Genomic DNA, 22,727 nt, shown 5'->3' with positions numbered 1-22,727 from the left:
GCCTTCACGGGCCGTCACGGGCAGGGGCCCGGCCTTCAGGACACTGCTGGTGTCCGCAAGGCCGGGCCCCACCCGTTTCCGCGCCCATCCCAGCCCGCACTCCCACCTCCCCCGGTTCAAACCCCCCGCCCCTCCCCCGCACCCGAACCGGTGACTCCCCTACTGCGCCTGCCGCACCTCCCCCACGCGCCGACTCTCCGCCCGGGACACGCTGAACTCACAGGTCCCCGTCACAGGAGTTGCCGCTTTGCTCCCCTCCGCATCCCCTGAGACCTCCCCGCGCCCGGACGGCGTCCCCGCCGTCCGGCCGCTCCGGCCCGCACGGGGCGACCGGTTCCGTCGCCACCGTGCCAGACTCGCCCGGCGGCTGCGCCGGGCCGCGCCCGCGCTGATCGGCTACGCGGCCGTCCGGCTGCTCGGCCTCGTCGTCCTGGCCCTGTGGGCGCACGCCAAGGGCCACGGGCTGTGGCCGCAGCTCGCCGCGCAGTGGGACTCCAAGTGGTATCTGGGCATCGCCGACCACGGCTACGACCGGGTGCTCACCGGCGCCCGCGACAGCAGCGATCTGGCCTTCTTCCCGCTCTATCCGGTGCTGGTCAAGGGCGTCGCCGGGGTGACCCCGGGCTCCCGGGCCACCATCGGCCTGCTGCTCTCGCTGCTCGCCTCGCTCTTCGCCGCCTGGGGGATCTTCGCGGTGGGCGACCGCCTCCACGGGCGTGCCGTCGGGGCGATCCTCGCCGTCCTGTGGGGCTCGACGCCGGTCGCCCTCGTCCAGTGGATGGGCTACACCGAATCGCTGTTCACGGCGATGGCGGCCTGGTCGCTGTACGCCGTGCTGACCGGCCGCTGGGTGTGGGCCGGCTCGCTGTCCCTGCTGGCCGGGCTCACCCGGCCGACGGGGATAGCGGTGGCCACCGCCGTCACCGTCTGCGCGCTGATCCTGCTGTGGCGGCGGCGCGGTACGGCCGGGACGCGGCGGGCGCGGATCGCCCTCGGCGCGGCTCTCGCCCCGCTCGGCTGGCTCGGCTACATCACCTGGGTGGGGCTGCGTCTGCACCGCTGGGACGGCTACTTCGCGGTCCAGCGGACCTGGACCAACGAGCTGGACTGGGGGGTGCGGACCCTGCGCGACCTGCGCGCCAACCTGATGTATCAGTCGCGGCCGGAGCTGTTCCTGGTCATCGTCTCGGTCAGCCTGGTCGCCGCCGGTCTGCTCTACCTGCTCTCGCTGGCCGACCGGCAGCCGCTGCCGCTGCTGGTCTTCACCGGGATACTGCTGCTGATCGGGCTCGGCAGCGGCGGTGTCTACTTCCCGCGCGCCCGCTTCCTGCTCCCGGGTTTCCCGCTGCTGCTGCCGATCGCACTCGCCGTGGCCCACGGCAGTGCGCGCACCAAAATCCTGGTGATCGGCGGCGCGGCGCTGTCCTCGGCGTACTTCGGCGCGTACATGGCCCTGGTCTGGCCGAGCGCGCCGTGAGGCTCCCGGCGCCACTGACGCCCGCCCACCGCGCGGCGAACGGAGATCCGACGGACCTGGTGGCCGGCGGACGGACAGCACAGCGATGCGCTAGTGAACTAGTGAAGGGGACATGCGTACTCGGGCCGGAACCGGTTCGGGCATGCGATCAGGTTTAGTGACAGGAATCGATCGCCCGTGACGTACCAGCCGCCGACGAAGTCCTCACCCGCGATCAGACGCCGCTGGACTCCCTCCCAGCCGCCGAAGGGGCTGTACGGCTCCTTGAACAGTTGACCGTGCTCGTCCATCCGCTCAGAGAACCAGCCGACCGCCTCGGCCGGAGCCCCGAAGGTGGCCCGGATGAAGCGGACGGGCTTCCTGAGCCAGTCGGCACACTCCAAGGGCATCATCCCCGTGGACGCGAACTCAGGATGATGAGGCCGACGTACCGCGTCGCCAGGCCTGATCAGCTCCCGACCGGGCCCGAGCCACTCGTAGGCGTGGTGGTGTGGTGTACCTGCCATCGTGCTCCTCCAAGCAGGGGACACCCCCGGCCGGAAGGCGAGGGGTGTCCGGTTCAACGGGCTTCGAGCAGGTCAGCTACGACCGCAGCCCTGGCCGTCACCGCACCCGCTGCCGGTCGGTTCACTGGGGGCGTCGCGGTCCGGACTCTCGTCCTCGGGATCGTGATTGGCCACGCCGGGCTTGACCCGACCCATCGGCTGTCGCATGGTGATCTCCTGTGTAGGACGGGCGCACGGCAACCCGCTGCGCCGGTTGTGCACTGCCGAGCCCCCGAGAGGGGGCGGCCCGTCCCAGCCGTGTCCGGCCAAGGTTCCGGCTGGGACGGGAGTACGAAGGGAGCTGTTGGCTCCGGCTTCTGCTGTGGTCGTCCGTGCCGGCGACCGGCGCGGGAGCGGCCGCCTGTTGGGTCGGCTGGGGCTGCTCAGCCTTGAAGACAACCTGCGCGGCTCTCACTTCAGGCTCGGAGGCGTCAGGATGGCCCCCGGCGAAATCTCACGACCGATGCGTCGCGGCGGCTCACCGATGTACCGCACAACGGAAATCGGCGCACTGAGCAAGCCGCGCCCGGCACCCTCGCCGGTGTCGTCCACGCCGTCGATCGTCACGCAGTGACCACCCACCAGCGTGATCCGGCGGCGCAGTACCAGAGACTGGTCGGCGTCCCTGCTGATTCGGTCCCAGTCGTGGACCAGGCACACCGCCGTGCGGTCGAAGCTCGCGCGATACCCGATCTCCGCCGCGAGGAACTTCAGCGCGGGCCTCCGACCGCCGATGGCGTTGGCCCCGTAGTCGATGTACTGGCCCGCGACCTCCCATCCGCGCTTGGCGGCGTAGCCGCGACATGCCGCGATGCGCTCATTGAGCGCTTTCGCGTCGGGGGTTGCGTGGCGGTCGTAGATGAACGCCAGTACGGGCGGTTTTTCCTCCGAGTGGTGCTGCTCTGGAGCCATGTTGTCGCCTCTCTTCGACGTTGCGACAACGGTCGCGCGGCGGGGACCCCCGTGAAAGGACAGTCGCGTCTCCACCTACTTCAGCCGAGCGGGACACTCTTCTTCACTCATCGTCACGACACCGCTACGGTGATGCAGGTCGCTTCCGGGAGAACTGATGCCAGAACACCTGCACCCGAATCTGACGCTCCGGCGGCTCATGGCCGAGCATGGCTTCACTCGCGAGGGGCTGGCCGAGGCGCTGAACGACTCGGCCGAACGGCGCTTCGGTCAGCGGGGGAACTGCACCGCACGTCATGTAGGCCGCTGGCTGAAGGGCGAGGTGGCGTGGCCAAGGACCGCCAGTCGGTTGCCCCTGGAGGCGGTATTCGGCCGATCTGCTGTTGAACTGGGATTCAGACCTCCTGCTTCGGCTACCGTCGGGGCTGCCGCGCCGACGTCACCACCCGCCCTTCCACAGGATTCGCCCGTGATTCGCCGCAAATTCGTTCTTGGTCTCGGCACCCTCATCGCCTTACCTGCCCTCCCTGAGTCGGGCCGTCTGGGCATGAGCGATGTCGCCCGAGTCCGGGCAGCAGAGGCGCAGCTGGTACAGCTTGACCGCAGGTACGGCAGTGCTCAATTGGCTGACATGGCCGGCCGGTACGTGGAGCACGTCGAGCACGTCATGCGGCGATGCACGTACGGCGGGCGGGTGCAGACCCAACTGCACCAGGCGCTGGGCGAGATGTGCGACGAGGCAGCCTGGCTGGCCTACGACTGCGGGCGGCAGGGTCAGGCGCAGAGCCGTTGGGACACCGCGCTGCGCTACGCACTGCTGGCAGGGGACTCAATGCTTCAGGCCAGAATCTGGGCCGGCATGTCCCGGCAGGCTGCGGACCTCGGGCACGGCGGTGAAGCCGTCGCCATCGCCCGAGCTGCATTGGCGACCACCCGAGGTCGCAGGGATCCGCGCCTGTCCGCACTTCTGCACACCCGGGTTGCCCTGGGACACTCTGTAGAAGGAGAGAAAGGCCGCTGCGTACGATCTCTGCACCGTGCTGAGCAGGAGCTGGACCGAGCCTCCGGCCCAGCGCCCGCGTGGCTGGAGTTTTGCGGCCTGGATGAACTGGTCGGACAGACAGCCTTGTGCTTCTACCACCTTGGCGACTACGCACGGGCAGCCAAGGCCGACCGCGACTCACTGAGGCTAGTCGCACCGAACACGTTCCGCCGGAACGAGTTCGCCACCCATGTCAGCCTGGCTCGCAACCTCCTGGCGACCGGCGACGCTGATGGAGCCCTGGAAGCCGGACACGACGCCCTCAAACTGCTTCCACAGGTGCGGAGTCAGCGCTGGAGCACTCATCTGGCGAACTTCCGCGATGACGTGCTGAGCTGCGCTCCGCAAGGCACCGCGGACTTCGCAGACCGATACAGGAAGGCGACAAAATGACGGCAGACGTGCTCACGGTGAGCCACTACTCACGCGAACACCTGCCGAAGATACGTGACACGCTCGTGGAGGTATACGCAGAGGTGTACTCCGAGAAGGCAGCGGCAGACCCGTTCTTCTCCGTTGAGCGTTTCGAGCAGCGGCTGTCCGGTCACGCCTCGGGCTCCAGCTGGGCGTGTGTCCTCGGCGAGATCGGTGGCGAGTCGATTGGCTATGCGTATGGACGACTCGACAGCGACCGTGAGTGGCGCGAGGTCCTGACTCCCATCGACGCAGGCGTCCGGAAGTACGGTGACGAGGGCACCTTCGGCCTGTGCGAGATCATGGTACGTGCGCCGTGGCGCGGGAAAGGGATCGCGCGGTGCCTTCACGACGAGCTGATGGGCCAGCGTCGGGAGGCCCGCGCTTCGCTGATCGTGGACAGTGCGCGCCCGAGGGTCCGTGCCAAGTACGAGAGCTGGGGCTACCGGAAGGTCGGCCAGATGCAGCCGTTCGATGACTCTCCGCTGTACGACGCCATGGTGCTGGCCCTTCGATGACCAGCGTCTGAACTTCGAATGCGAGACCCCGGACCAGGTCGTCCGGGGTCTTGTCATGCCCTCGCCCTTGCGGAGCGAGGTGGGCGACAGTGCCTCCAGATGTCAGCCCACCGCGAGCAGCACCGCCAGCAGCACCGCCCCGGCCACCGCCGGAGCGATCACCTCGAACGCCCAGCGCACCTCGGGCGCGCCCTGCGCGCCCTCGCGCGAGGCGTTGGTCTCGGCCAGCTCGCGCAGGTCGGCGATGGTCTGGTCGGCGACGGCTCGCGTGGCCTTGTCGGTGTCCACGCCGCTGTGCGGCGAGGTGCGGCCGGACAGGTCGTCGGCGGCAGCCTGCGTCTGGCGCCGGGACGCCCGCTTGCGCTGTCGCAGCGAGACCGGGACGGCCCAGAGCTGGTACGTGGCGCCGCCGGCCAGCACCTCACTGGTGTAGCTCGCCCGCACCGCCTCGATCGAGGCCCATGGCAGCGTGATCGTCCGGAACGGGTTGCGAACCCGCAGCCGGTCGGCGCCCGCGAAGACGGCGGGCCGCAGGGTGAAGGCCACCACCAGCGGCACCGCGCACAGCAGCCCCGCCAGCGCCACCCAGGGCGTCTGCCCCTCGCCGTTGATCACCGCGTCGATCCCCAGCCAGGCCCCCAGCGCCAGCAGCAGCACCCCTCCCGCGATACCGCTCGATGACCGGAAGACGCGATCGGCGTAGTCGGGCTCTGGTGTCTGCTGGTCGGTCATGCGCCCGATTCTGCCCGACGTCCCACCATCCGGACATTGCGAAACGGCATCAGCTGATCACCTGCCCGGCCCACCGGGAGGCGGTCCGCTCTACAACGATCCGGCGAAGCCGGCCTCGGGGGGTGACAAGGCGCTACGCGCGTAGATATGCTCATCTGGTGACCATGCCCACCACAGTTCCCGCATACGGCAAAGACGCCGCGGAGCGACTGTCGTCGATGGCGGACGTAACCGCCTCCGACGCCGCGCTGCGCCGCTTCCTGCACGGCCTGCCGGGCGTCGACGCGGTCGGCCTCCAGGCCAGGGCCGCGAATCTCGGCACCCGCTCGATCAAGACCACGGCGAAGGCGTACGCCATCGACCTCGCCATCACCATGATCGACCTGACGACGCTCGAAGGCGCGGACACCCCGGGCAAGGTCCGGGCGCTGTGCGCCAAGGGTGTCCATCCCGATCCCACCGACCGCACCGTCCCCAAGGTCGCCGCGATCTGCGTCTACCCGGACATGGTGGCGACCGCCAAGGAGGCGCTGGCCGGCTCCGGCGTTCACGTCGCCTCGGTGGCCACCGCCTTCCCCGCCGGGCGCGCCGCGCTGCCGGTGAAGCTGGCCGACACCCGCGACGCGGTGGCGGCCGGGGCCGACGAGATCGACATGGTGATCGACCGGGGCGCCTTCCTCTCCGGCCGGTACATGTCCGTCTTCGAGGAGATCAAGGCGGTCAAGGAGGCGTGCGCCCGCGAGGACGGCACCGCCGCCCACCTGAAGGTGATCTTCGAGACCGGTGAGCTCCAGACCTACGACAACGTCCGCCGGGTCTCCTGGCTGTCGATGCTCGCGGGGGCGGACTTCATCAAGACCTCCACCGGCAAGGTCGCGGTGAACGCCACCCCGCCCGTCACCCTGCTGATGCTGGAGGCGGTGCGCGACTTCGCGGCCGCCACCGGGGTCCAGGTCGGCGTGAAGCCCGCGGGCGGCATCCGGACGACCAAGGACGCCATCAAGTACCTGGTGATGGTCAACGAGACGGCCGGCCCGGAGTGGATGACCCCCGACTGGTTCCGCTTCGGCGCCTCCAGCCTGCTCAACGACCTGCTGATGCAGCGCCAGAAGCTGAGCACCGGGCGCTACTCCGGTCCCGACTACGTGACGGTGGACTGATCCGATCATGAACGCATTCGAGTACGCTCCCGCGCCCGAGTCGCGCGCGGTCGTCGACATCGCCCCGTCGTACGGCCTCTTCATCGACGGCGAGTTCACCGACGCCGCCGACGGCAAGGTCTTCAAGACTCTCGCCCCGTCCTCCGAGGAGGCCCTCTCCGAGGTGGCCCAGGCCGGGTCCCAGGACGTGGACCGGGCGGTCAAGGCGGCCCGCAAGGCATTCGAGAAGTGGTCCGCGCTGCCGGGCGCCGAGCGCGCCAAGTACCTGTTCCGGATCGCCCGGATCATCCAGGAGCGCTCGCGCGAGCTGGCGGTGCTGGAGTCGCTGGACAACGGCAAGCCGATCCGCGAGTCCCGCGACTTCGACCTGCCGACCGTCGCCGCGCACTTCTTCTACTACGCGGGCTGGGCCGACAAGCTCGACCACGCGGGCTTCGGGCCGGACCCGAAGCCGCTGGGCGTGGCCGGACAGGTCATCCCGTGGAACTTCCCGCTGCTGATGCTGGCGTGGAAGGTCGCCCCGGCGCTGGCCGCGGGCAACACCGTGGTCCTCAAGCCCGCCGAGACCACTCCGCTGTCGGCGCTGTTCTTCGCGGACATCTGCCGCCAGGCCGGGCTGCCCAAGGGTGTCGTCAACATCATCACCGGTGACGGCTCGACCGGCGCCGAGCTGGTCGCGCACCCGGGCATCGACAAGGTCGCCTTCACCGGTTCCACCGAGGTCGGCAAGGCGATCGCGCGGACCGTCGCGGGCACCCACAAGAAGCTCACCCTGGAGCTGGGCGGCAAGGCGGCGAACATCGTCTTCGACGACGCCCCCATCGACCAGGCCGTCGAGGGCATCGTCAGCGGCATCTTCTTCAACCAGGGCCATGTCTGCTGCGCGGGCTCCCGGCTGCTGGTGCAGGAGTCGGTCGCGGACGAGGTGCTGGACGCGCTCAAGCGCCGGATGCGGACGCTGCGCATCGGCGACCCGCTGGACAAGAACACCGACATCGGCGCGATCAACTCGGCCGAGCAGCTGGCCCGCATCAAGGCGCTGGCCGACGCGGGCGAGGCGGAGGGCGCCGAGCGCTGGGCCCCGGAGTGCGAACTGCCCTCCAGCGGCTACTGGTTCGCGCCGACCCTGTTCACCGGGGTCACCCAGGCGCACCGCGTCGCCCGCGAGGAGATCTTCGGCCCGGTGCTGTCGGTGCTGACCTTCCGCACCCCGGCCGAGGCCGTGGAGAAGGCCAACAACACCCCGTACGGCCTGTCGGCGGGCATCTGGACGGAGAAGGGCTCGCGCATCCTGTGGATGGCGGACCAGCTCCGGGCCGGTGTGGTGTGGGCCAACACGTTCAACAAGTTCGACCCCACCTCGCCGTTCGGCGGCTACAAGGAGTCGGGCTTCGGTCGCGAGGGCGGCCGTCACGGTCTGGAGGCGTACCTCAATGTCTGATCGTTTGAGTGTTCTCAAGACCTACAAGCTGTTCGTCGGGGGCAAGTTCCCCCGATCCGAGAGCGGGCGGGTGTACGAGGTGACCGACCCTAAGGGCAAGTGGCTGGCGAACGCCCCGCTCGCCTCGCGCAAGGACGCGCGGGACGCGGTCGTCGCGGCGCGCAAGGCGTTCGGCGGCTGGTCCTCCGCCACGGCGTACAACCGCGGCCAGGTGCTGTACCGGGTCGCGGAGATGCTGGAGGGCCGCCGGGACCAGTTCATCGCCGAGGTCGCGGACGCCGAGGGGCTGTCGAAGTCCAAGGCCGCGGCCCAGGTGGACGCCGCGATCGACCGCTGGGTCTGGTACGCGGGCTGGTCGGACAAGATCGCCCAGATCGCGGGTGCGGCGAACCCGGTGGCCGGGCCGTACTTCAACCTGTCCACCCCCGAGCCGACCGGCGTGGTGGCGGTCCTGGCGCCGCAGGAGTCGTCCTTCCTGGGCCTGGTCTCCGTGCTGGCCCCGGTGATCGTCACCGGTAACACGGCGGTCGTGGTGGCGAGCGAGAAGGCCCCGCTGCCCGCGCTGTCGCTGGCCGAGGTGCTGGCCACCTCCGACGTGCCGGGCGGAGTGGTCAACGTGCTGTCGGGGAAGACGAACGAGCTGTCCGGGCCGCTCGCCGCGCACCAGGACGTCAACGCGATCGACATCGCGGGGGCGTTCGGGGAGCTCCACGGCGAGCTGGCGGTGGCACTGGAGACGGCCGCCGCGGACAACCTCAAGCGAGTGGTCCGTCCCCGGGACGTGGACTGGACTGCCGCGCCGGGCACCGACCGGATGCTGGCGTTCCTGGAGACCAAGACGGTCTGGCACCCGATCGGTATCTGAAACGGCGCCCCCTCGCCCCCCGGGCCGGCTCACTGGCCGACTCAGGGCCGCGGCGGGGGCACACCCACGGCGGTCCGCGGACGGCGCGCACGGCGGTCCGCGGACGCGACGCGCGAACGGCGGTCCCGCACCGGCATTCCTGCCGGTCGGGGCCGCCGTTCGCCGTCCCGGCGCCGATGCCGGGCACCGGCCCGGATGCCGAGGCCGGACCCGACGCCGGATGCCGATGCCGGATGCCGGATATCCGACGCCGGATGCCGACGCCCACTTCGGGTGGCACCCGGTGGGCCGGCGCGATCGGCCGGCCGGTGTGATCAGCCCGGCAGCGACTTGGTGGCCGTGCCGAGCACCGGCAGCTGCTTGACCTTGTCGCCCCTCGACAGCCCATCGGTGGCCGCGCCGGTGCTCACCGGCTTGAAGTCGGCGACCTGGGTCTCGACCTTGTTGTTCAACGGGTCGGCGGGGGTCTGCGCCCACGGGTTGGGCTGGAAGTTCTTGAGCACGCCCAGCGCGGCCGGCGGCGAGATCGGCTGGCCCTTCACCATGTGCGTGTTGAGGGCCGGCACCGGGGTCAGCAGGCTCACCTTGTTCGGCGTCGAGGAGGTGTTCCCGGTCGGTGCCGCGACGGCCTCCGACGCGCCGCCCGCGACCAGCGCCGCACCAGCCGCCGAGACGGCGAGACCGGCGCGCAGCAGGGCGCGTGAGCGGAGAGGCTGCGGAGTACGTGCGTGATGTGCGGACGAGGCCATGGCCACCTGCCAGACGGTTGTGGAACGTGATGGATCGACTGCGCAGCGTAGTTGAGTGCCACCCGGCACGTCATTCCCAGGCCCCGGAGGGTCCCCCGGAGGGACCAATGCCTCACACTGGTGTTCCGTGACTTCACATCCCGTTCCCGCTCGCGTCATCCTGCTGTCCGGCCCGTCCGGTTCCGGGAAGTCGTCCCTGGCCACCCTGACCGGGCTGCCGGTGCTGAACCTCGACGACTTCTACAAGGACGGTGACGACCCCACGCTGCCGCAGCTGCCGGGCGGCGGGGGCACCGACTGGGACTCGCCGCTGTCCTGGCACGCGAAGGACGCGGTGGCGGCGATCGAGACGCTCTGCCGCACGACCCGCGCCGCGGTGCCGGTCTACTCCATCGCCGCGAACGGCCGGGTCGGCGAGGACTTCCTGGACATCGGCCGCACGCCGGTGTTCATCGCGGAGGGCATCTTCGCCGCGGACATCATCGAGGACTGCCGCCGGCTCGGGGTGCTGGCCGACGCGCTGTGCCTGTGCGGCCGGCCCGTCACCACCTTCCGCCGACGGCTGGCGCGGGACCTGCGGGAGGGCCGCAAGTCGGCGCCGTATCTGGTGCGCCGCGGCCTGCGGCTGATGCGGGCGGAGCGCGGGGTGGTCTCCCGGCAGACCGCGCTGGGCGCCCACCCCTGCGGGCGGGACGAGGCGATGGGACGGATCGCGTCCGCGGCGGCCGGCCGGCGCCGCGAGCACGTCCGGGCCTGAGCGACGCGCCTCCGGCGGGAGGCCCGGACAGAAGGCCCGAGCGGAACACCGGAGCGGAACACCGGGCAGAACACACGAAGCGGGACCGGACAGGCCCCCCCGGGCTGTCCGGTCCCGCTTCACTGTGCTTCCCGCCACTCCCCCGAGTGGCGGACCCCCGTTTTCCCCCGTGGTTCCCCCGCTTTCCCCCGGTTTTCCCCCGTACTTTCCCCCGTGTCGCCTGTACCCCCGTGTCCCCCGTGGGTTCCCCCCGATGCCTTCGGCGCTCAGGCGACGAGCTCGCCGAAGGACTCCTCCTCGTCCCGGCCGAAGCTCAGGACGTCGTCCTCACGCAGCCGGCGCAGCGAGCGCCAGATGCTGCTCTTGACCGTTCCGACACTGATGTTCAGGATGTCGGCGATCTCCGGGTCGGTGCGGCCCTCGTAGTAGCGCAGTACCAGCATCGTGCGCTGCGTCTCGGGCAGCCGGGCCAGCGCCTGCCACAGCACGGCGCGCAGCTCGGTGCCGCGCATCGCGTCGTGGTCGCCGGCCGTCTCCGGCAGTTCCTCGGTCGGGTACTCGTTGAGCTTCCGCCGACGCCAGGCGCTGATGTGCAGATTGGTCATCGTGCGGCGCAGGTACCCGCCGACCGCCGCCTTGTCGCTGATCCGGTCCCAGGCGCGGTAGGTCGAGAACAGTGCGCTCTGCAGCAGGTCCTCGGCCTCGTACCGGTCGCCGGTCAGGTGGTAGGCGGTGGCGTACAGGGAGGCGCGGCGCTCCTGGACGTAGGCGGTGAAGGCCGCTTCGGCCTCCCCCGACCGCGCCTTGGGGCGCCGCTCCCCCGGTACCTCCCCGTACGTGCTTCCCCCGTGGTCCCCCGTGGTGGTGGCGTCGATGGCCACCATGTACGGCGGGCGTCCACGTCCGGTGCCGCGAGCGCACCCCCGCCCGCTCACGGCACCGGACTTCTCTGTGCTCCGACCGGCGTCGTGAAGGCGCGTGCGAATGACTGCGCTCTTGCTGCTGCTGTGCAGTGTGTTCATCTCGCGCCCCCCGTCGGTGGAGCCTGCTCGGATTCGCTGGCTTCCCGGGCTGTCGTTCCCGGTGCTCAAAAGACTGCCGGGCCAGTTTCATCGCGTTGTCTGTCGACTGTCACAGGCCTGTCACAGGGGGAGGTCTGGTGAGAGGAGCGCCCGCCGGTCGAACTGGAGGCCCCCGGTAGGCCAGAATGACCAACGTGCCTTTCCTGTTGCTGATCGAGGACGACGACGCCATCCGCACGGCCCTCGAACTCTCCCTGACCCGCCAGGGCCACCGCGTGGCGACGGCGGCGACGGGCGAGGACGGTCTGAAGCTGCTGCGTGAGCAGCGGCCGGACCTGATCGTGCTGGATGTGATGCTGCCCGGCATCGACGGCTTCGAGGTGTGCCGCCGTATCCGGCGCACCGACCAGCTGCCGATCATTCTGCTGACCGCGCGCAGTGATGACATCGACGTCGTGGTGGGGTTGGAGTCAGGCGCGGACGACTACGTCGTCAAACCCGTGCAGGGCCGGGTGCTGGACGCCCGTATCCGGGCCGTGCTGCGGCGCGGCGAGCGGGAGGCCAACGACTCCGCGACCTTCGGCAGCCTGGTGATCGACCGCTCCGCGATGACGGTCACCAAGAACGGCGAGGACCTCCAGCTCACGCCGACCGAGTTGCGGCTGCTGCTGGAGCTGAGCCGCCGGCCGGGGCAGGCGCTCTCCCGCCAGCAGCTGCTGCGCCTGGTGTGGGAGCACGACTATCTCGGCGACTCGCGGCTGGTGGACGCCTGTGTGCAGCGGCTGCGCGCCAAGGTGGAGGACGTGCCGTCCTCGCCGACGCTGATCCGCACGGTGCGCGGTGTCGGGTACCGGCTGGACGCGCCGCAGTGACGGGGCGGTCCGTGGCGGCGGCGCGCCCGGTGGGCACGGCACCACCGGTGGGGGCGGCAGGGTCCACGGTGACGGCAGGCATGAGACACGAGGACATGTGAGGACACCGCGCTGTGAGTGAAGAGCCCGGTCGAGCACGGGGCTGGGCGGCGGGGCTGTTGCGGTGGCTCAGTCTGCGGCTGCGCCTGATGCTGGTCTTCGCGCTGGTGGCCCTGGTCGCCGCGGTGTCCGCGTCGGCGATCGCGTACTGGCTGAACCGGGACGCCGTGCTGACCCGTACCCAGGACGCCGCGCTGGACGAGTTCCACAAGTCCCTCAAGGACACCGCGGGGCTGCTGGCGCGCGTGCCCACCTGCCCCGCGCTGCAGGACGCCGCGCGGGAGATGGCGGACAACGCGCAGAAGTACGAGGTGCTGCTGATCACCCCGACCGAGGGCGGCGGGGCCTGCCCGGCCGCCTCCGACCCGGAGGTGTTCACCCTCGACATGGTGCCGCCCGCGCTGCGCCGTGCGGTGAACAAGGAACGCGCGGTGAGCGGTTCCAACAGCGCCCCGTACCACCTGTACTGGCAGCGGATCACCAAGGACGGCAAGCCGTACCTGGTGGGCGGCGCCAAGGTGATCGGCGGCGGCCCCACCGGCTACATGCTCAAGTCGCTGGAGAACGAGCGCCAGGACCTCAACTCGCTGGCCTGGTCGCTGGGCATCGCCACCGCGCTGGCCCTGATCGGCTCGGCGCTGCTGGCGCAGGCCGCGGCGTCCACGGTGCTGCGGCCGGTGCAGCGGCTGGGCGAGGCGGCGCAGCGGTGGGGCGAGGGGAAGCTCGACACCCGGCTCCAGGTCTCCGGCTCGGACGAGCTCGCCAATCTGTCCCGGACCTTCAACCGGACCGCGGAGCGGCTGGAGAAGCGGGTCGCGGAGCTGAGCGCGCGGGAGGCGGCCAGCCGCCGTTTCGTCGCCGACATGTCGCATGAGCTGCGCACCCCGCTGACCGCGATCACCGCGGTGACCGAGGTACTGGAGGAGGAGGCCGACTCGCTCGACCCGATGATCGCCCCGGCGGTGCAGTTGGTGGTCAGCGAGACGCGGCGGCTGAACGACCTGGTGGAGAACCTGATGGAGGTGACCCGCTTCGACGCGGGCACCGCGCGGCTGGTGCTCGACGACGTCGATGTGGCGGACCAGGTGACGGCGTGCATCGACGCGCGGGCCTGGCTGGACGCGGTGGAGCTGGACGCGGAGCGCGGGATCATGGCCCGGCTGGATCCGCGGCGGCTGGACGTGATCCTGGCCAACCTGATCGGGAACGCGCTCAAGCACGGCGGCTCGCCGGTGCGGGTCTCGGTGCTCACCGAGGACGACGAGCTGGTGATCCGGGTGCGGGACCACGGCCCGGGCATTCCCCAGGAGGTGCTGCCGCACGTCTTCGACCGCTTCTACAAGGCGAGCGCCTCCCGGCCCCGGTCGGAGGGCAGCGGTCTGGGACTGTCCATCGCGCTGGAGAACGCGCACATCCACGGCGGGGAGATCGAGGCCGCGAACTCGGACGAAGGCGGCGCGGTCTTCACCCTGCGGCTGCCGCGCGATTCGTCCCGGGTGGAGTCCTCGGAGCAGGACAACGGCAAGGAGGGCCCGCGATGAGGAGGATGCCCGCGGCGGTGCGGGCCGCCGCGTTCGGCGCGGTCGCGCTGCTGCTCGGCGGGTGCGGCATCCGCGGCACCTCGGTGCCGGTCGATGCCGGGCCGGCGCCGTCCCGCGCGTCCTGTGCGGCGCCCAAGGACGGACGCGCCCCGCAGCTGGCGGGCCGGGTCCCGGTCAAGGTGTATCTGGTGTGCGCCTCGCAACTGCAAGCGGTGCAGCGCAGCGCCCAGCTCGGTGACGCCCAGGCCGCCGCCGAACCGCTGCTGTTCGCCCGTGAGCTGCTGGGGCAGTTGCAGGAGGAGCCTTCGGCGGCGGAGAGCGAGGCCGGGTTCGGCTCGGATGTGCTGGAGGGCGTCGAGGTCTTCGGTCCGGCCGGGAGCGACCCGAAGCGGACGCTGCGGCTGAACCGGCTGCCCGAGGAGCTGTCGCCGTTCGGGCTGGCCCAACTGGTGTGCACCTACGCGCATTCGGCGGCGACGGCCGACAAGCGCGACTCGGTCATCCTGGGCGGGCCGGAGACCGCCGAACCGCCCAAGCGCTACACCTGCGACGCGCGCATGCGCGAGCACCCTTCGATAGCGCTCAGCTCCGGCGTACCGGTGGGCTGAGCGGGGCGGCCGGCCGAGCGGGGTGTGCGGCTGAGCGGTACGTATGGCCGGCCGGGTCGGCCGCGTTCGCGGGTGACCGGAGGGTGCTGGGGCATGATCGGGCCGACCGGTCGGTAACCGGGTTCTGACCAGCGGGGTGCGAGCGGAACCGCAACCCCCGCTGGTGGCGTCCTTAAGTGGCGTGCAGGGTCATGGTTCCGGCCGAACGGCCGCCTTCCGCTTCCGCGCCGCGGGATGCGTACTCCTCATCGCCCATCTCGCGTGCGTGTGGTGGCTGACCCTGCGCCCGGTGGACGTGGCCTGGGTGACTCCCGCGACGATGGAGCCGCTGTCCACCATCCGGGCCGATCTCGCGCGCGGGCCCGGCGAGGCGGTGCGCGCCCTGGGCGGCGGCCTGCTGCTGCTGGCCCCGCTGGGGGTGCTGCTGCCGCTGGCCGGGGGCCGGGTGGAGGCCCGCTGGTTCACCTCCTGTGCCCGGACCGTCTTCGCGGGTGCGATGACCGCACTGGCCGTCGGGGTGGCGGAGAGCTGGCCGACCGGTCAGCAGGTCAACGTGGACACCATGCTGCTGAACACCGCCGGGGTGGCGCTGGCGCATCTCGCCGTCGTGCCCGCCGCGCGCGGTTGGCTCCGCCGCCGCGGCGAGCGGCACCGTACGGGTTCCCTCCCCCGGGAGGAGGAGGCCCTCCAGCCGGTGACCCCGAGGATCCCCAGGGTCGGGATCGCTCGCTGGAGCGATGCCCTGCCCCGACCCCGGTCGTAACGTTGAGTCATCGGGTCGCCGGGAAGATCCCGGAAACGCGGCCTGGACGACCAGACGTATGACCACCAGGAGTCACCATGGCTGCCCCTCTTGTCCGCCCCCTTCACAACAAGCGGATCGCCGGAGTCTGCGCGGGACTGGCTCGGCGCTTCGGGATGTCGGCGACCACGATGCGGGTGATCTTCGTGGCGTCGTGTCTGCTGCCCGGCCCGCAGTTCCTGCTCTATCTGGCGCTGTGGATCGTGCTGCCCGCCGAGGAGCAGCAGTACCGCGAGGCGTGGTGAGGCCGCCGGCCGGCCGGTGAGCGGTTCAGCCGGCCTGCTTCTTCCCCTCGCCCCGGTGCTTCTGGAGCTTCGCCACCTGCCTGTCGATGATCTTCTGCGGGACCCGGTACCCCGCGGCGTAGTTCTTCATGTCCAGGCCCGCGAAGAACGCGACCGTCCGACCGGAGCGCACGGCGGTCAGGTTCAGTTCGACCTTGTGGCCCTCCGACCGGGCGGTCATGGCGTACGCGATCGAGTCGTCGCCCCGCGCCGTCACGGGGATCTCCCGGACATGGCTGTAACGGCCCTTTTCGCCCTTCAGGCGGGTGTCGAAGCCGGACGCGCAGGCGGCCACCGCCGTCTTGAGCTCCTTCATGAAGCGCTTGGCGCTCTTGGCGCCGCCGGGCGCGTAGGAGCTGAGGCTGACCGTGACGAACTTCGTCGGGTCGGCGCTCTTGGTGATGCCCCGGCTGACCGTGTCCCGGGCGTGCCTGCTCGGCTTGAACCCGGTGGAGGCGGCGAGCGGTTCGCACTTTCCGTCCAGGGACCGGGGCGTGGCCGTCGCGTCGCCCTTGCGGACGGTGACCACATGGCCCTTGAGTTCCCGCTGGGTGATGATCAGCGGTTCCAGCGGAGAGGTGCGCCCGCTGTCGTCCTGCCCGGTGGGCTTGGACGTCGGGGCCGGATCACCGCCGCCGTCCGAACCGCCGCAGGCCGTGGCCAGCGCGGAAACGGTCAGCAGGGCCACTACAGCCGCCGACTTGGCCCGCATTCCCGCCCGTCCGGGCCGGTCGCGGAATACCACCTTGTTCACGTGACTTCACCCCGTTGATCAATCGCGTGGATGGCATGGATCGCATCCATCGCAGCGCCACATCGGTGAGCGATCTTGACATATGGCGCGTGGGCCGCACACCCCGCGCGGGTGTGCGGCCCACCACGTGCCTGTTCCATTCGCGTACGACGACTACTGATTCGTAATCGGGCCCGGGCCGGAGCTCAGTCCGCCGACGGAGCCCAGCGTCTTGACGACCCCGTCGAACGGGACGCCGACGACTCCCCGGTTGCCGCTGGTCTGCCACTTCGCGTAGCCACCGGTCTGCCGGGTGTCAGCATGCGGCGCGACGACCTCGCGGACGCCGCTGGTCAGCACGCCGAGGTTCGCCCCCGCCCCATCCGGGCTGACCAGCGGGCCAGAGGACTCGGCGGACGCGGAGCCGGCACCGGCGACGACCGCGGCCGCGCCGAGGACGACGGTGCCAAGGGTCTTGATGGTTCCCTGCTTCATATGAAATCTGTCCTTGTTGGGGGTCTTGAGCGGCACTGCAAAATAGCCGCACTTTCTCCCCCACGGCAAACATGAAAAGCGGCCGGAAGGTTTCCTCCCGACCGCTTTTCATTTAACCGTTACCGGCGATTTCAGCCCTGCGCGAGGGAAGGATCGCTGGCCAGCGGCGCCCCGACGGCAGTCGGGCGGAACAGCCATTCGGACTTCAGCTCGGCGTACCCGGGCTTGATCACATCATTGATCATGGCGAGACGTTCACTGAAAGGAATGAAGGCGGATTTCATCGCATTGACCGTGAACCACTGGATGTCATCGAGCGTGTAGCCGAAGGTGGAGACGAGGTGCTCGAATTCCGCGGTCATGCTGGTGCCGCTCATCAGCCGGTTGTCGGTGTTGACCGTGGCCCGGAAGTGCAGCCGGCGCAGCAGGCCGATCGGGTGGTCGGCGTACGAGGTGGCGGCGCCGGTCTGGAGGTTCGAGGTGGGGCACATCTCCAGCGGGATGCGCTTGTCCCGGACGTAGTTGGCCAGCCGGCCGAGCCGCACGGTGCCGTCCTCGGCGACCTGGATGTCGTCGATGATCCGCACGCCGTGCCCGAGGCGGTCGGCGCCGCACCACTGGAGCGCCTGCCAGATCGACGGCAGACCGAAGGCCTCGCCCGCGTGGATGGTGAAGTGGTTGTTCTCCCGCTTGAGGTACTCGAACGCGTCGAGGTGGCGGGTGGGCGGGAAGCCGGCCTCGGCGCCCGCGATGTCGAAGCCGACCACGCCCAGGTCCCGGTAGCGGTTGGCGAGTTCGGCGATCTCCAGGGCGCGGGCGGCGTGCCGCATGGCGGTCAGCAGCGCGCCGACCCGGATGCGGTGGCCGTTCTCCTTGGCGCGGCGCTCACCCTCGCGGAAGCCCTCGTTCACCGCCTCGACCACCTGCTCCAGGGTGAGGCCGGCCTCCAGGTGCTGCTCGGGGGCGTAGCGCACCTCGGCGTAGACGACGCCGTCGGCGGCCAGGTCCTCGGCGCACTCGGCGGCGACCCGCACCAGCGCCTCACGGGTCTGCATGACGGCGCAGGTGTGCGAGAAGGTCTCCAGGTAGCGCTCGAGCGAACCGGAGTCGGCGGCCTCGCGGAACCAGACCCCGAGCTTGGCCGGGTCGGTCTCCGGGAGGCTGTCGTAGCCCGTCTCCCGGGCGAGGTCGATGATGGTGGCGGGACGCAGCCCGCCGTCGAGGTGATCGTGGAGCAGCACCTTGGGGGCGCGACGGATCTGTTCCTGGGTCGGAGTCTCGTGGTTCTCGCTCGTCATCTCCGCACAATAGCCCCTACGCGCGTAGATCGCTTCCGAAAGATATCCAACGGTGACCGACGGGCGGGGTGGAGTACACGCGGCCTTCTGCCATCGTTCTTCCCATGGCTCAGCAAACGTTGCCGGAACGCGGCGCCCGGCTGGGGCGTCCGATGGGCGCGGCGAGGGCGGGAGAGACCGTTCACGGGGTGGTGCTGCTGCTCCCCGGCGGCGTCGCCGAGGGGACCGGACGGCCGTCCCCGCTGGCCGCTTCGGCGGTACGGCCACTGGCCCGGCAGCTGATCCGGGCGGGTGCGGCGGAAGGGCTCACCGCCCATGTGCTGCGCTATCGCCACCGCGGCTGGAACGGTTCAGCGGCCCACCCGGTGGAAGACGCGCACTGGGCGGCCGACGAGGTGGTGCGCCGCTACGGTGACGTCCCGGTCTGCCTGGCCGGGCACGGCATGGGCGCCCGCGCCGCGCTGCACGCCGCCGGCCATGGAGCGGTCAGCTCGGTGCTGGCGCTGTCGCCCTGGCTTCCGGAGCCCGCGCAGGCCCTCGACCCCGAGCCGGTCAAGCAGTTGGTGGGCCGTCAGGTGCTGATCGCGCACGGCACCAACGACGAGCGCGCCGACCCGGACCTGTCCTACCGGCTGGCGGAGCGGGCCAAGAAGGTCAACCGCGACGTGTGCCGGTTCGAGGTGCACTCGGACCGGCACAGGCTGCACCAGCACCGCGCCGAAGTCCAGGCGCTGGCCGTCGACTTCCTGCTCGGCTCGCTCTTCGCGCGCGGCTTCTCCCGGCCGGTCGCGGACGCGCTGGCGGCCCCGCCGCCGCTGGGGCTGCGGATGCCGCTGGCATCGGGCTTCGGGCGCACCCTGCACCACTGACGACCGGGGAGGCGCTGCGGCCCGAGGAGGCGCTGCCCGACGACGGGGTGGCGCCCGGCGACCGGAATCGCGCCGCCCGACGACGGCGGACGCGCCGGCGCCCCGGACTGGGTCACGCCAGCAGGTGCCCGCGCTGGGCCAGCAGGAAGCGCTTGAAGGCGGCCACCGGCGGGGTGTCCGGGCGGCCCTCCAGCCAGGCGACGCCGATCTCGCGGACCGCGCGCGGCGCGGTGACGGTGAGCTCGACGACGCCCGGCCGGGGCACCGGCGGGGGCGGCAGCAGCGCCACGCCCAGGCCCGCCGCGACCAGACCGCGCAGGGTCTCCGCCTCCTCCCCCTCGAAGGCGACCCGTGGGCTGAACCCGGCCTCGGCGCACAGCGCGTCGGTGATGCGGCGCAGTCCGTACCCCGGCTCCAGGGTGACGAAGAGTTCGGTGGCGGCCTCCGCCAGCCGGACCCGCTTGCGTCCGGCCAGCCGGTGGTCATCGGGGACGACCAGCCGCAGCCGCTGCTCGTCCAGACGACGGGCGACCAGGTCGGGGGCGTCGGGCACGGGTGAGGTGAGGCAGAGGTCGAGGCCGCCCGCGCGCAGCCGCTCGATCATCGCCTCGCCGTAGTTCTGGATGAGCTGGAAGCGGACCCGGGGATGGTCGACCCGGAAGGCGCGGATCAGGCCGGGTACGGTCTCGGTGCCCAGGGTGTGCAGGAAGCCGAAGGCGATCTGGCCGGTGGCCGGGTCGGCGTCGGCGCGCACCGTCTCGGCCGCCCGCTCCACCTCGGCCAGCGCGCGCTCGGCGGAGGCGAGGAAGGTGCGGCCGACCGGGGTGAGGGAGACGGCGCGGCCGCGGCGGGCGAACAGCGCGACCCCCAGGTCCTGTTCGAGCCTGACCATGGCGCGGCTGAGGGTGGACTGCGGCACGCCGAGCTGCTGCGCGGCGCGGGTGACGTGCTCGTGCCGGGCCACGGCGGCGAACTGCGCCAGCCGCGGGGTCAGCGTCCGGGCCCAGGACTCGGCCTCCACATCGACCTCGGTCGGTACGTCTTTTTCGTTGCGGTGGCGTGACAGGGACCGCTCTGACCTCTGCTCATGCTGCACAGCATCGATTATTGCCCCTCTATGCATTGGACGCATCAGCTGCCGGGTCCTTAACGTCGTGGCATGCCTGATGCCGATACCGGGGCGTCCACCGCGATCCGCGTGGACGCCGCCACCTCGACGGCCCTGTCCGACCCGATCCCGACGGTGCCGTCCGACTCCCGCCCGACCTCCTCCTGCGACCGGCCCGCGCAGCTGCACCCGGGCGGCCCCGGCTACCGCCGGATGAGCTTCGCCCTCTTCGCCGCGGGCGTCGCGACCTTCGCACTCCTCTACTCCACCCAGGCCCTGCTGCCCGCGATCTCCGCCGACCTCGGTGTGACGCCGGATCAGGCGAGCTGGACGGTCTCGGCCGCGACCGGCGCGCTTGCGCTGGCGGTGCTGCCGCTCAGCGCGCTGTCCGAGCGGTTCGGGCGGCGCACCATGATGACGGCGTCGCTCTGCGGGGCCGCCCTGGTCTCGCTGGTGATCCCGTTCGCGCCCAGCCTCGGCTGGCTGATCGCGCTGCGCGCCGTGCAGGGTGTGGCGCTCGCCGGGCTGCCGGCGTCCGCGATGGCGTACCTGGCGGAGGAGGTGCGCCCGAGGGCGCTGGTCGGCGCGATCGGCCTGTTCGTGGCGGGCAACAGCATCGGCGGCATGTCGGGCCGCATCGTCACCGGCTGGGTGGCACAGGCATGGGGCTGGCGGGCCGCGCTCGGCGCGGTGGGTGCGCTGGCCGTGGTCGCGGCGATCGTCTTCCGGCTGCTGATCCCCAGGGCCCGCAACTTCACCCCGAGCCCGCTGAGCCCGCGCGCGGTGGCCCGCACGGTGGGCGGGCATCTGTCCGACCCGCTGCTGCGCCGGCTGTACGCGATCGGCGCGCTCTTCATGACGGTCTTCGGCGCGGTCTACACGGTCATCGGCTACCGGCTCGTGGGCGAGCCGTTCGGGCTTCCGCAGGGCGTCGTCGGCTCGATCTTCCTGGTGTACCTGGTCGGCACCCTCTCCTCGGCGACGGCCGGCCGGGTGGTCGGAAAGCTGGGGCGGCGCGGCGCGCTGTACCTGGCGGTGGGCACCACGGCCGCCGGTCTGCTGCTGACCCTGGCCGCCTCGCTGGCGGCCGTCCTGCTCGGCCTCGTACTGATCACCGCGGGCTTCTTCGCCGGCCACGCGGTGGCGTCCTCCTCGGTGAGCCGGACCGCGAAGACCGGTCGCGCCCAGGCGTCGGCGCTCTACCAGACCACGTACTACCTGGGCAGCAGCGCGGGCGGCACGCTGGGCGCCCTCGCCTTCCACGCGGCGGGCTGGTCCGGCACGGTCCTGCTGGGCCTGGCGGCGGTGCTGGCCGCGGCCGGCATCACCCTGCACGGCACCCGGGCGGCCCGCGCCGAACGAGCCGCCCGCGCCGCCCACCCGGCCCGGCCGTCCCTGACCCTGCCCCGGCTGACGGGACGCTGATCCTCGCTCCAGGTCCGGGCAGGGCGCACCGGCCGCGGCTCGCGCCTTGCCTGCCCCGGGCCGCCGTGTCCCTGCGGCCCGGTACCGCACGTGCGGACCCGTGGTCAGACCCTCGTGTCACCATCCGTGCATATCCACTCACGATGTAACGCTGATTCACGCGAACTGGCCGCAGAAGCGCCAAGAACACTTCGCGTCACTGGAGGCCGGCCCGCCCGCCGGCTTCACCTTCTCCTACGAGACGTGGGGGCACTGCCCCGGGATCACCGGCAGCCGGGAGGCGAAGTCCACGTTCCACGCCATCGCGGAAGTGGTGGCCGTGGTGGCCGAGCGGCACGGCGTACTGCTCGTCGACGCCGGGATCGAAAAGCCCCAGGAGTGGATCAACGAGGAAGTCAATCAGCAGACCGTCGCGCATCTGCTGCTCATGGCGGCCCACCGGGCAGCGTACTGCGGTCTGACCATAGGGGACCTGACGGACTTCCTGTCCTCGATCGAGCCCGCTCACGCGAACGCGGGAAGGGTCAGCGACCACCACCCTGGGCGATGACGGAGCGCGCTATCGAATCCGATCGGCCCTCGCCTCACCGCCGTGATCATCTATGCCAGTAGGCAATAGGCGGGGGGCAGCGTGAACGCGAATGCGCGCCCCACGCTGACCTGGACGGATACGGGTCCGGCAGTCGCCTGGCTGCGCGGCCGGTACGAGGCGGAGCCGCCGCCCGCCGGCAGCGAGCCCGGGCTGGAGGTCAAGACCGCGTCACCGGCGCGCCGTGCGCGTCACCCTCGACGGGCTCTTAGGCATCGTGTGGGGCATCGGGACGGGCACCGTCCTGCTCCTGCTCGGCCTCCTGCTCGGCACGCACAGCGCCGCCTAGTCCCGCCTGGCCCCGAACAGCCGAAAGCCCCCGCCATGTTCAAAGAAGCGTGGCGGGGGCCCAGGCTCATTCCGGCGGTAC

General features: G+C 71.2%; 24 protein-coding genes. 15 read left to right on the top strand and 9 right to left on the bottom strand.

The genetic code is table 11. From position 1 onward, the window contains the following. Positions 1–247 precede the first annotated feature (247 nt). Positions 248–1,477, top strand: coding sequence for a hypothetical protein (locus AC4BDD_RS17795; RefSeq protein WP_490686431.1), 1,230 nt, complete (start codon positions 248–250; stop codon positions 1,475–1,477). 98 nt (positions 1,478–1,575) lie between these two features. Here the strand turns inward: AC4BDD_RS17795 and AC4BDD_RS17790 are convergent, their stop codons facing one another. Both AC4BDD_RS17790 and AC4BDD_RS17785 read right to left on the bottom strand, forming a co-directional pair. Next, entirely contained in the window at positions 1,576–1,983 is a 408-nt protein-coding gene (locus AC4BDD_RS17790) for a hypothetical protein (protein WP_490686430.1), read from the bottom strand. Between the two features lie 450 nt (positions 1,984–2,433). Continuing rightward, on the bottom strand, positions 2,434–2,934 hold the full coding sequence (locus tag AC4BDD_RS17785; protein WP_490686429.1) for a recombinase family protein: 501 nt from the start codon (positions 2,932–2,934) through the stop codon (positions 2,434–2,436). A 157-nt stretch (positions 2,935–3,091) separates the two neighbouring features. Here AC4BDD_RS17785 and AC4BDD_RS17780 point away from each other — a divergent pair, with 157 nt between their 5' ends. Both AC4BDD_RS17780 and AC4BDD_RS17775 read left to right on the top strand, forming a co-directional pair. Then, positions 3,092–4,369 carry an NsdA family TPR-like regulatory protein gene (locus AC4BDD_RS17780; protein WP_490686428.1) on the top strand — a complete coding sequence of 426 codons (1,278 nt, stop codon included), beginning with the start codon at positions 3,092–3,094 and terminating at the stop codon, positions 4,367–4,369. Further along, positions 4,366–4,908, top strand: a complete 543-nt coding sequence (locus AC4BDD_RS17775) for a GNAT family N-acetyltransferase (protein ID WP_490686427.1) — start codon at positions 4,366–4,368, stop codon at positions 4,906–4,908. The genes AC4BDD_RS17780 and AC4BDD_RS17775 overlap by 4 nt, the downstream gene beginning before the upstream one ends. A 102-nt stretch (positions 4,909–5,010) precedes the next feature. Here the strand turns inward: AC4BDD_RS17775 and AC4BDD_RS17770 are convergent, their stop codons facing one another. Next, the gene (locus AC4BDD_RS17770) at positions 5,011–5,640 is read right to left on the bottom strand and encodes a PH domain-containing protein (RefSeq protein WP_490686426.1); all 630 of its coding nucleotides are present in this window, start codon (positions 5,638–5,640) and stop codon (positions 5,011–5,013) included. Positions 5,641–5,804: 164 nt separating this feature from the next. On the opposite strand from AC4BDD_RS17770, the gene deoC reads away from it, so the two are divergent. The 3 genes from deoC to AC4BDD_RS17755 are packed head-to-tail and all read left to right on the top strand — an operon-like array spanning position 5,805 to position 9,106. Next, entirely contained in the window at positions 5,805–6,800 is a 996-nt protein-coding gene (deoC, locus tag AC4BDD_RS17765; RefSeq protein WP_490691822.1) for a deoxyribose-phosphate aldolase, read from the top strand. 7 nt (positions 6,801–6,807) lie between these two features. Continuing rightward, complete coding sequence (locus AC4BDD_RS17760; protein WP_490686425.1) at positions 6,808–8,241, top strand: aldehyde dehydrogenase family protein; 1,434 nt, start codon at positions 6,808–6,810, stop codon at positions 8,239–8,241. Beyond that, positions 8,234–9,106: an aldehyde dehydrogenase family protein gene (locus tag AC4BDD_RS17755; protein WP_490686424.1), complete on the top strand. Its 873-nt coding sequence runs from the start codon at positions 8,234–8,236 to the stop codon at positions 9,104–9,106. Before AC4BDD_RS17760 ends, AC4BDD_RS17755 begins: the two co-directional genes overlap by 8 nt. Before the next feature lie 314 nt (positions 9,107–9,420). Here AC4BDD_RS17755 and AC4BDD_RS17750 read toward each other — a convergent pair whose 3' ends face one another. Further along, positions 9,421–9,855 (bottom strand): hypothetical protein, encoded by a 435-nt coding sequence (locus tag AC4BDD_RS17750; protein ID WP_490686423.1) that lies wholly within the window; start codon positions 9,853–9,855, stop codon positions 9,421–9,423. A 127-nt stretch (positions 9,856–9,982) separates the two neighbouring features. On the opposite strand from AC4BDD_RS17750, the gene AC4BDD_RS17745 reads away from it, so the two are divergent. Next, positions 9,983–10,612, top strand: coding sequence for an ATP-binding protein (locus AC4BDD_RS17745; RefSeq protein ID WP_490686422.1), 630 nt, complete (start codon positions 9,983–9,985; stop codon positions 10,610–10,612). Between the two features lie 266 nt (positions 10,613–10,878). Here AC4BDD_RS17745 and AC4BDD_RS17740 read toward each other — a convergent pair whose 3' ends face one another. Beyond that, positions 10,879–11,634 (bottom strand): SigE family RNA polymerase sigma factor, encoded by a 756-nt coding sequence (locus tag AC4BDD_RS17740; protein ID WP_490686421.1) that lies wholly within the window; start codon positions 11,632–11,634, stop codon positions 10,879–10,881. 194 nt (positions 11,635–11,828) lie between these two features. On the opposite strand from AC4BDD_RS17740, the gene afsQ1 reads away from it, so the two are divergent. The 5 genes from afsQ1 (at position 11,829) to AC4BDD_RS17715 (ending at position 15,801) form a co-directional block, all read left to right on the top strand. After that, the gene (gene afsQ1, locus AC4BDD_RS17735) at positions 11,829–12,506 is read left to right on the top strand and encodes a two-component system response regulator AfsQ1 (protein WP_490686420.1); all 678 of its coding nucleotides are present in this window, start codon (positions 11,829–11,831) and stop codon (positions 12,504–12,506) included. A 188-nt stretch (positions 12,507–12,694) separates the two neighbouring features. Next, positions 12,695–14,146: an ATP-binding protein gene (locus tag AC4BDD_RS17730; protein WP_490691821.1), complete on the top strand. Its 1,452-nt coding sequence runs from the start codon at positions 12,695–12,697 to the stop codon at positions 14,144–14,146. Next, a complete protein-coding gene (locus AC4BDD_RS17725; RefSeq protein WP_490686419.1) occupies positions 14,143–14,754 on the top strand; it encodes a hypothetical protein in 612 nt (203 codons plus the stop codon). Before AC4BDD_RS17730 ends, AC4BDD_RS17725 begins: the two co-directional genes overlap by 4 nt. A 181-nt stretch (positions 14,755–14,935) precedes the next feature. After that, positions 14,936–15,517: a VanZ family protein gene (locus AC4BDD_RS17720; protein WP_490686418.1), complete on the top strand. Its 582-nt coding sequence runs from the start codon at positions 14,936–14,938 to the stop codon at positions 15,515–15,517. A 77-nt stretch (positions 15,518–15,594) separates the two neighbouring features. After that, the gene (locus AC4BDD_RS17715; protein WP_490686417.1) at positions 15,595–15,801 is read left to right on the top strand and encodes a PspC domain-containing protein; all 207 of its coding nucleotides are present in this window, start codon (positions 15,595–15,597) and stop codon (positions 15,799–15,801) included. A gap of 25 nt (positions 15,802–15,826) precedes the next feature. Here the strand turns inward: AC4BDD_RS17715 and AC4BDD_RS17710 are convergent, their stop codons facing one another. From AC4BDD_RS17710 to AC4BDD_RS17700, 3 genes are all read right to left on the bottom strand, one after another. Then, on the bottom strand, positions 15,827–16,594 hold the full coding sequence (locus tag AC4BDD_RS17710) for a hypothetical protein (protein ID WP_490686416.1): 768 nt from the start codon (positions 16,592–16,594) through the stop codon (positions 15,827–15,829). Positions 16,595–16,747: 153 nt separating this feature from the next. Beyond that, positions 16,748–17,068, bottom strand: a complete 321-nt coding sequence (locus tag AC4BDD_RS17705) for a hypothetical protein (protein WP_490686415.1) — start codon at positions 17,066–17,068, stop codon at positions 16,748–16,750. Positions 17,069–17,199: 131 nt separating this feature from the next. Continuing rightward, positions 17,200–18,366 carry an adenosine deaminase gene (locus AC4BDD_RS17700; RefSeq protein ID WP_490686414.1) on the bottom strand — a complete coding sequence of 389 codons (1,167 nt, stop codon included), beginning with the start codon at positions 18,364–18,366 and terminating at the stop codon, positions 17,200–17,202. 104 nt (positions 18,367–18,470) lie between these two features. Between AC4BDD_RS17700 and AC4BDD_RS17695 the strand changes: the two genes are divergently transcribed. After that, the gene (locus tag AC4BDD_RS17695; protein ID WP_490686413.1) at positions 18,471–19,235 is read left to right on the top strand and encodes an alpha/beta fold hydrolase; all 765 of its coding nucleotides are present in this window, start codon (positions 18,471–18,473) and stop codon (positions 19,233–19,235) included. Positions 19,236–19,347: 112 nt separating this feature from the next. Here the strand turns inward: AC4BDD_RS17695 and AC4BDD_RS17690 are convergent, their stop codons facing one another. Next, a complete protein-coding gene (locus tag AC4BDD_RS17690) occupies positions 19,348–20,331 on the bottom strand; it encodes a LysR family transcriptional regulator (protein WP_490686412.1) in 984 nt (327 codons plus the stop codon). 63 nt (positions 20,332–20,394) lie between these two features. Here AC4BDD_RS17690 and AC4BDD_RS17685 point away from each other — a divergent pair, with 63 nt between their 5' ends. After that, positions 20,395–21,768, top strand: a complete 1,374-nt coding sequence (locus AC4BDD_RS17685; protein WP_490686411.1) for an MFS transporter — start codon at positions 20,395–20,397, stop codon at positions 21,766–21,768. A gap of 100 nt (positions 21,769–21,868) precedes the next feature. Beyond that, a complete protein-coding gene (locus AC4BDD_RS17680; protein ID WP_490686410.1) occupies positions 21,869–22,318 on the top strand; it encodes a hypothetical protein in 450 nt (149 codons plus the stop codon). The last annotated feature ends 409 nt before the right edge of the window (positions 22,319–22,727 follow it).

Source organism: Streptomyces sp. JLBT605 (assembly GCF_058215555.1).
This window is presented reverse-complemented; position numbering and strand designations above follow the sequence as displayed.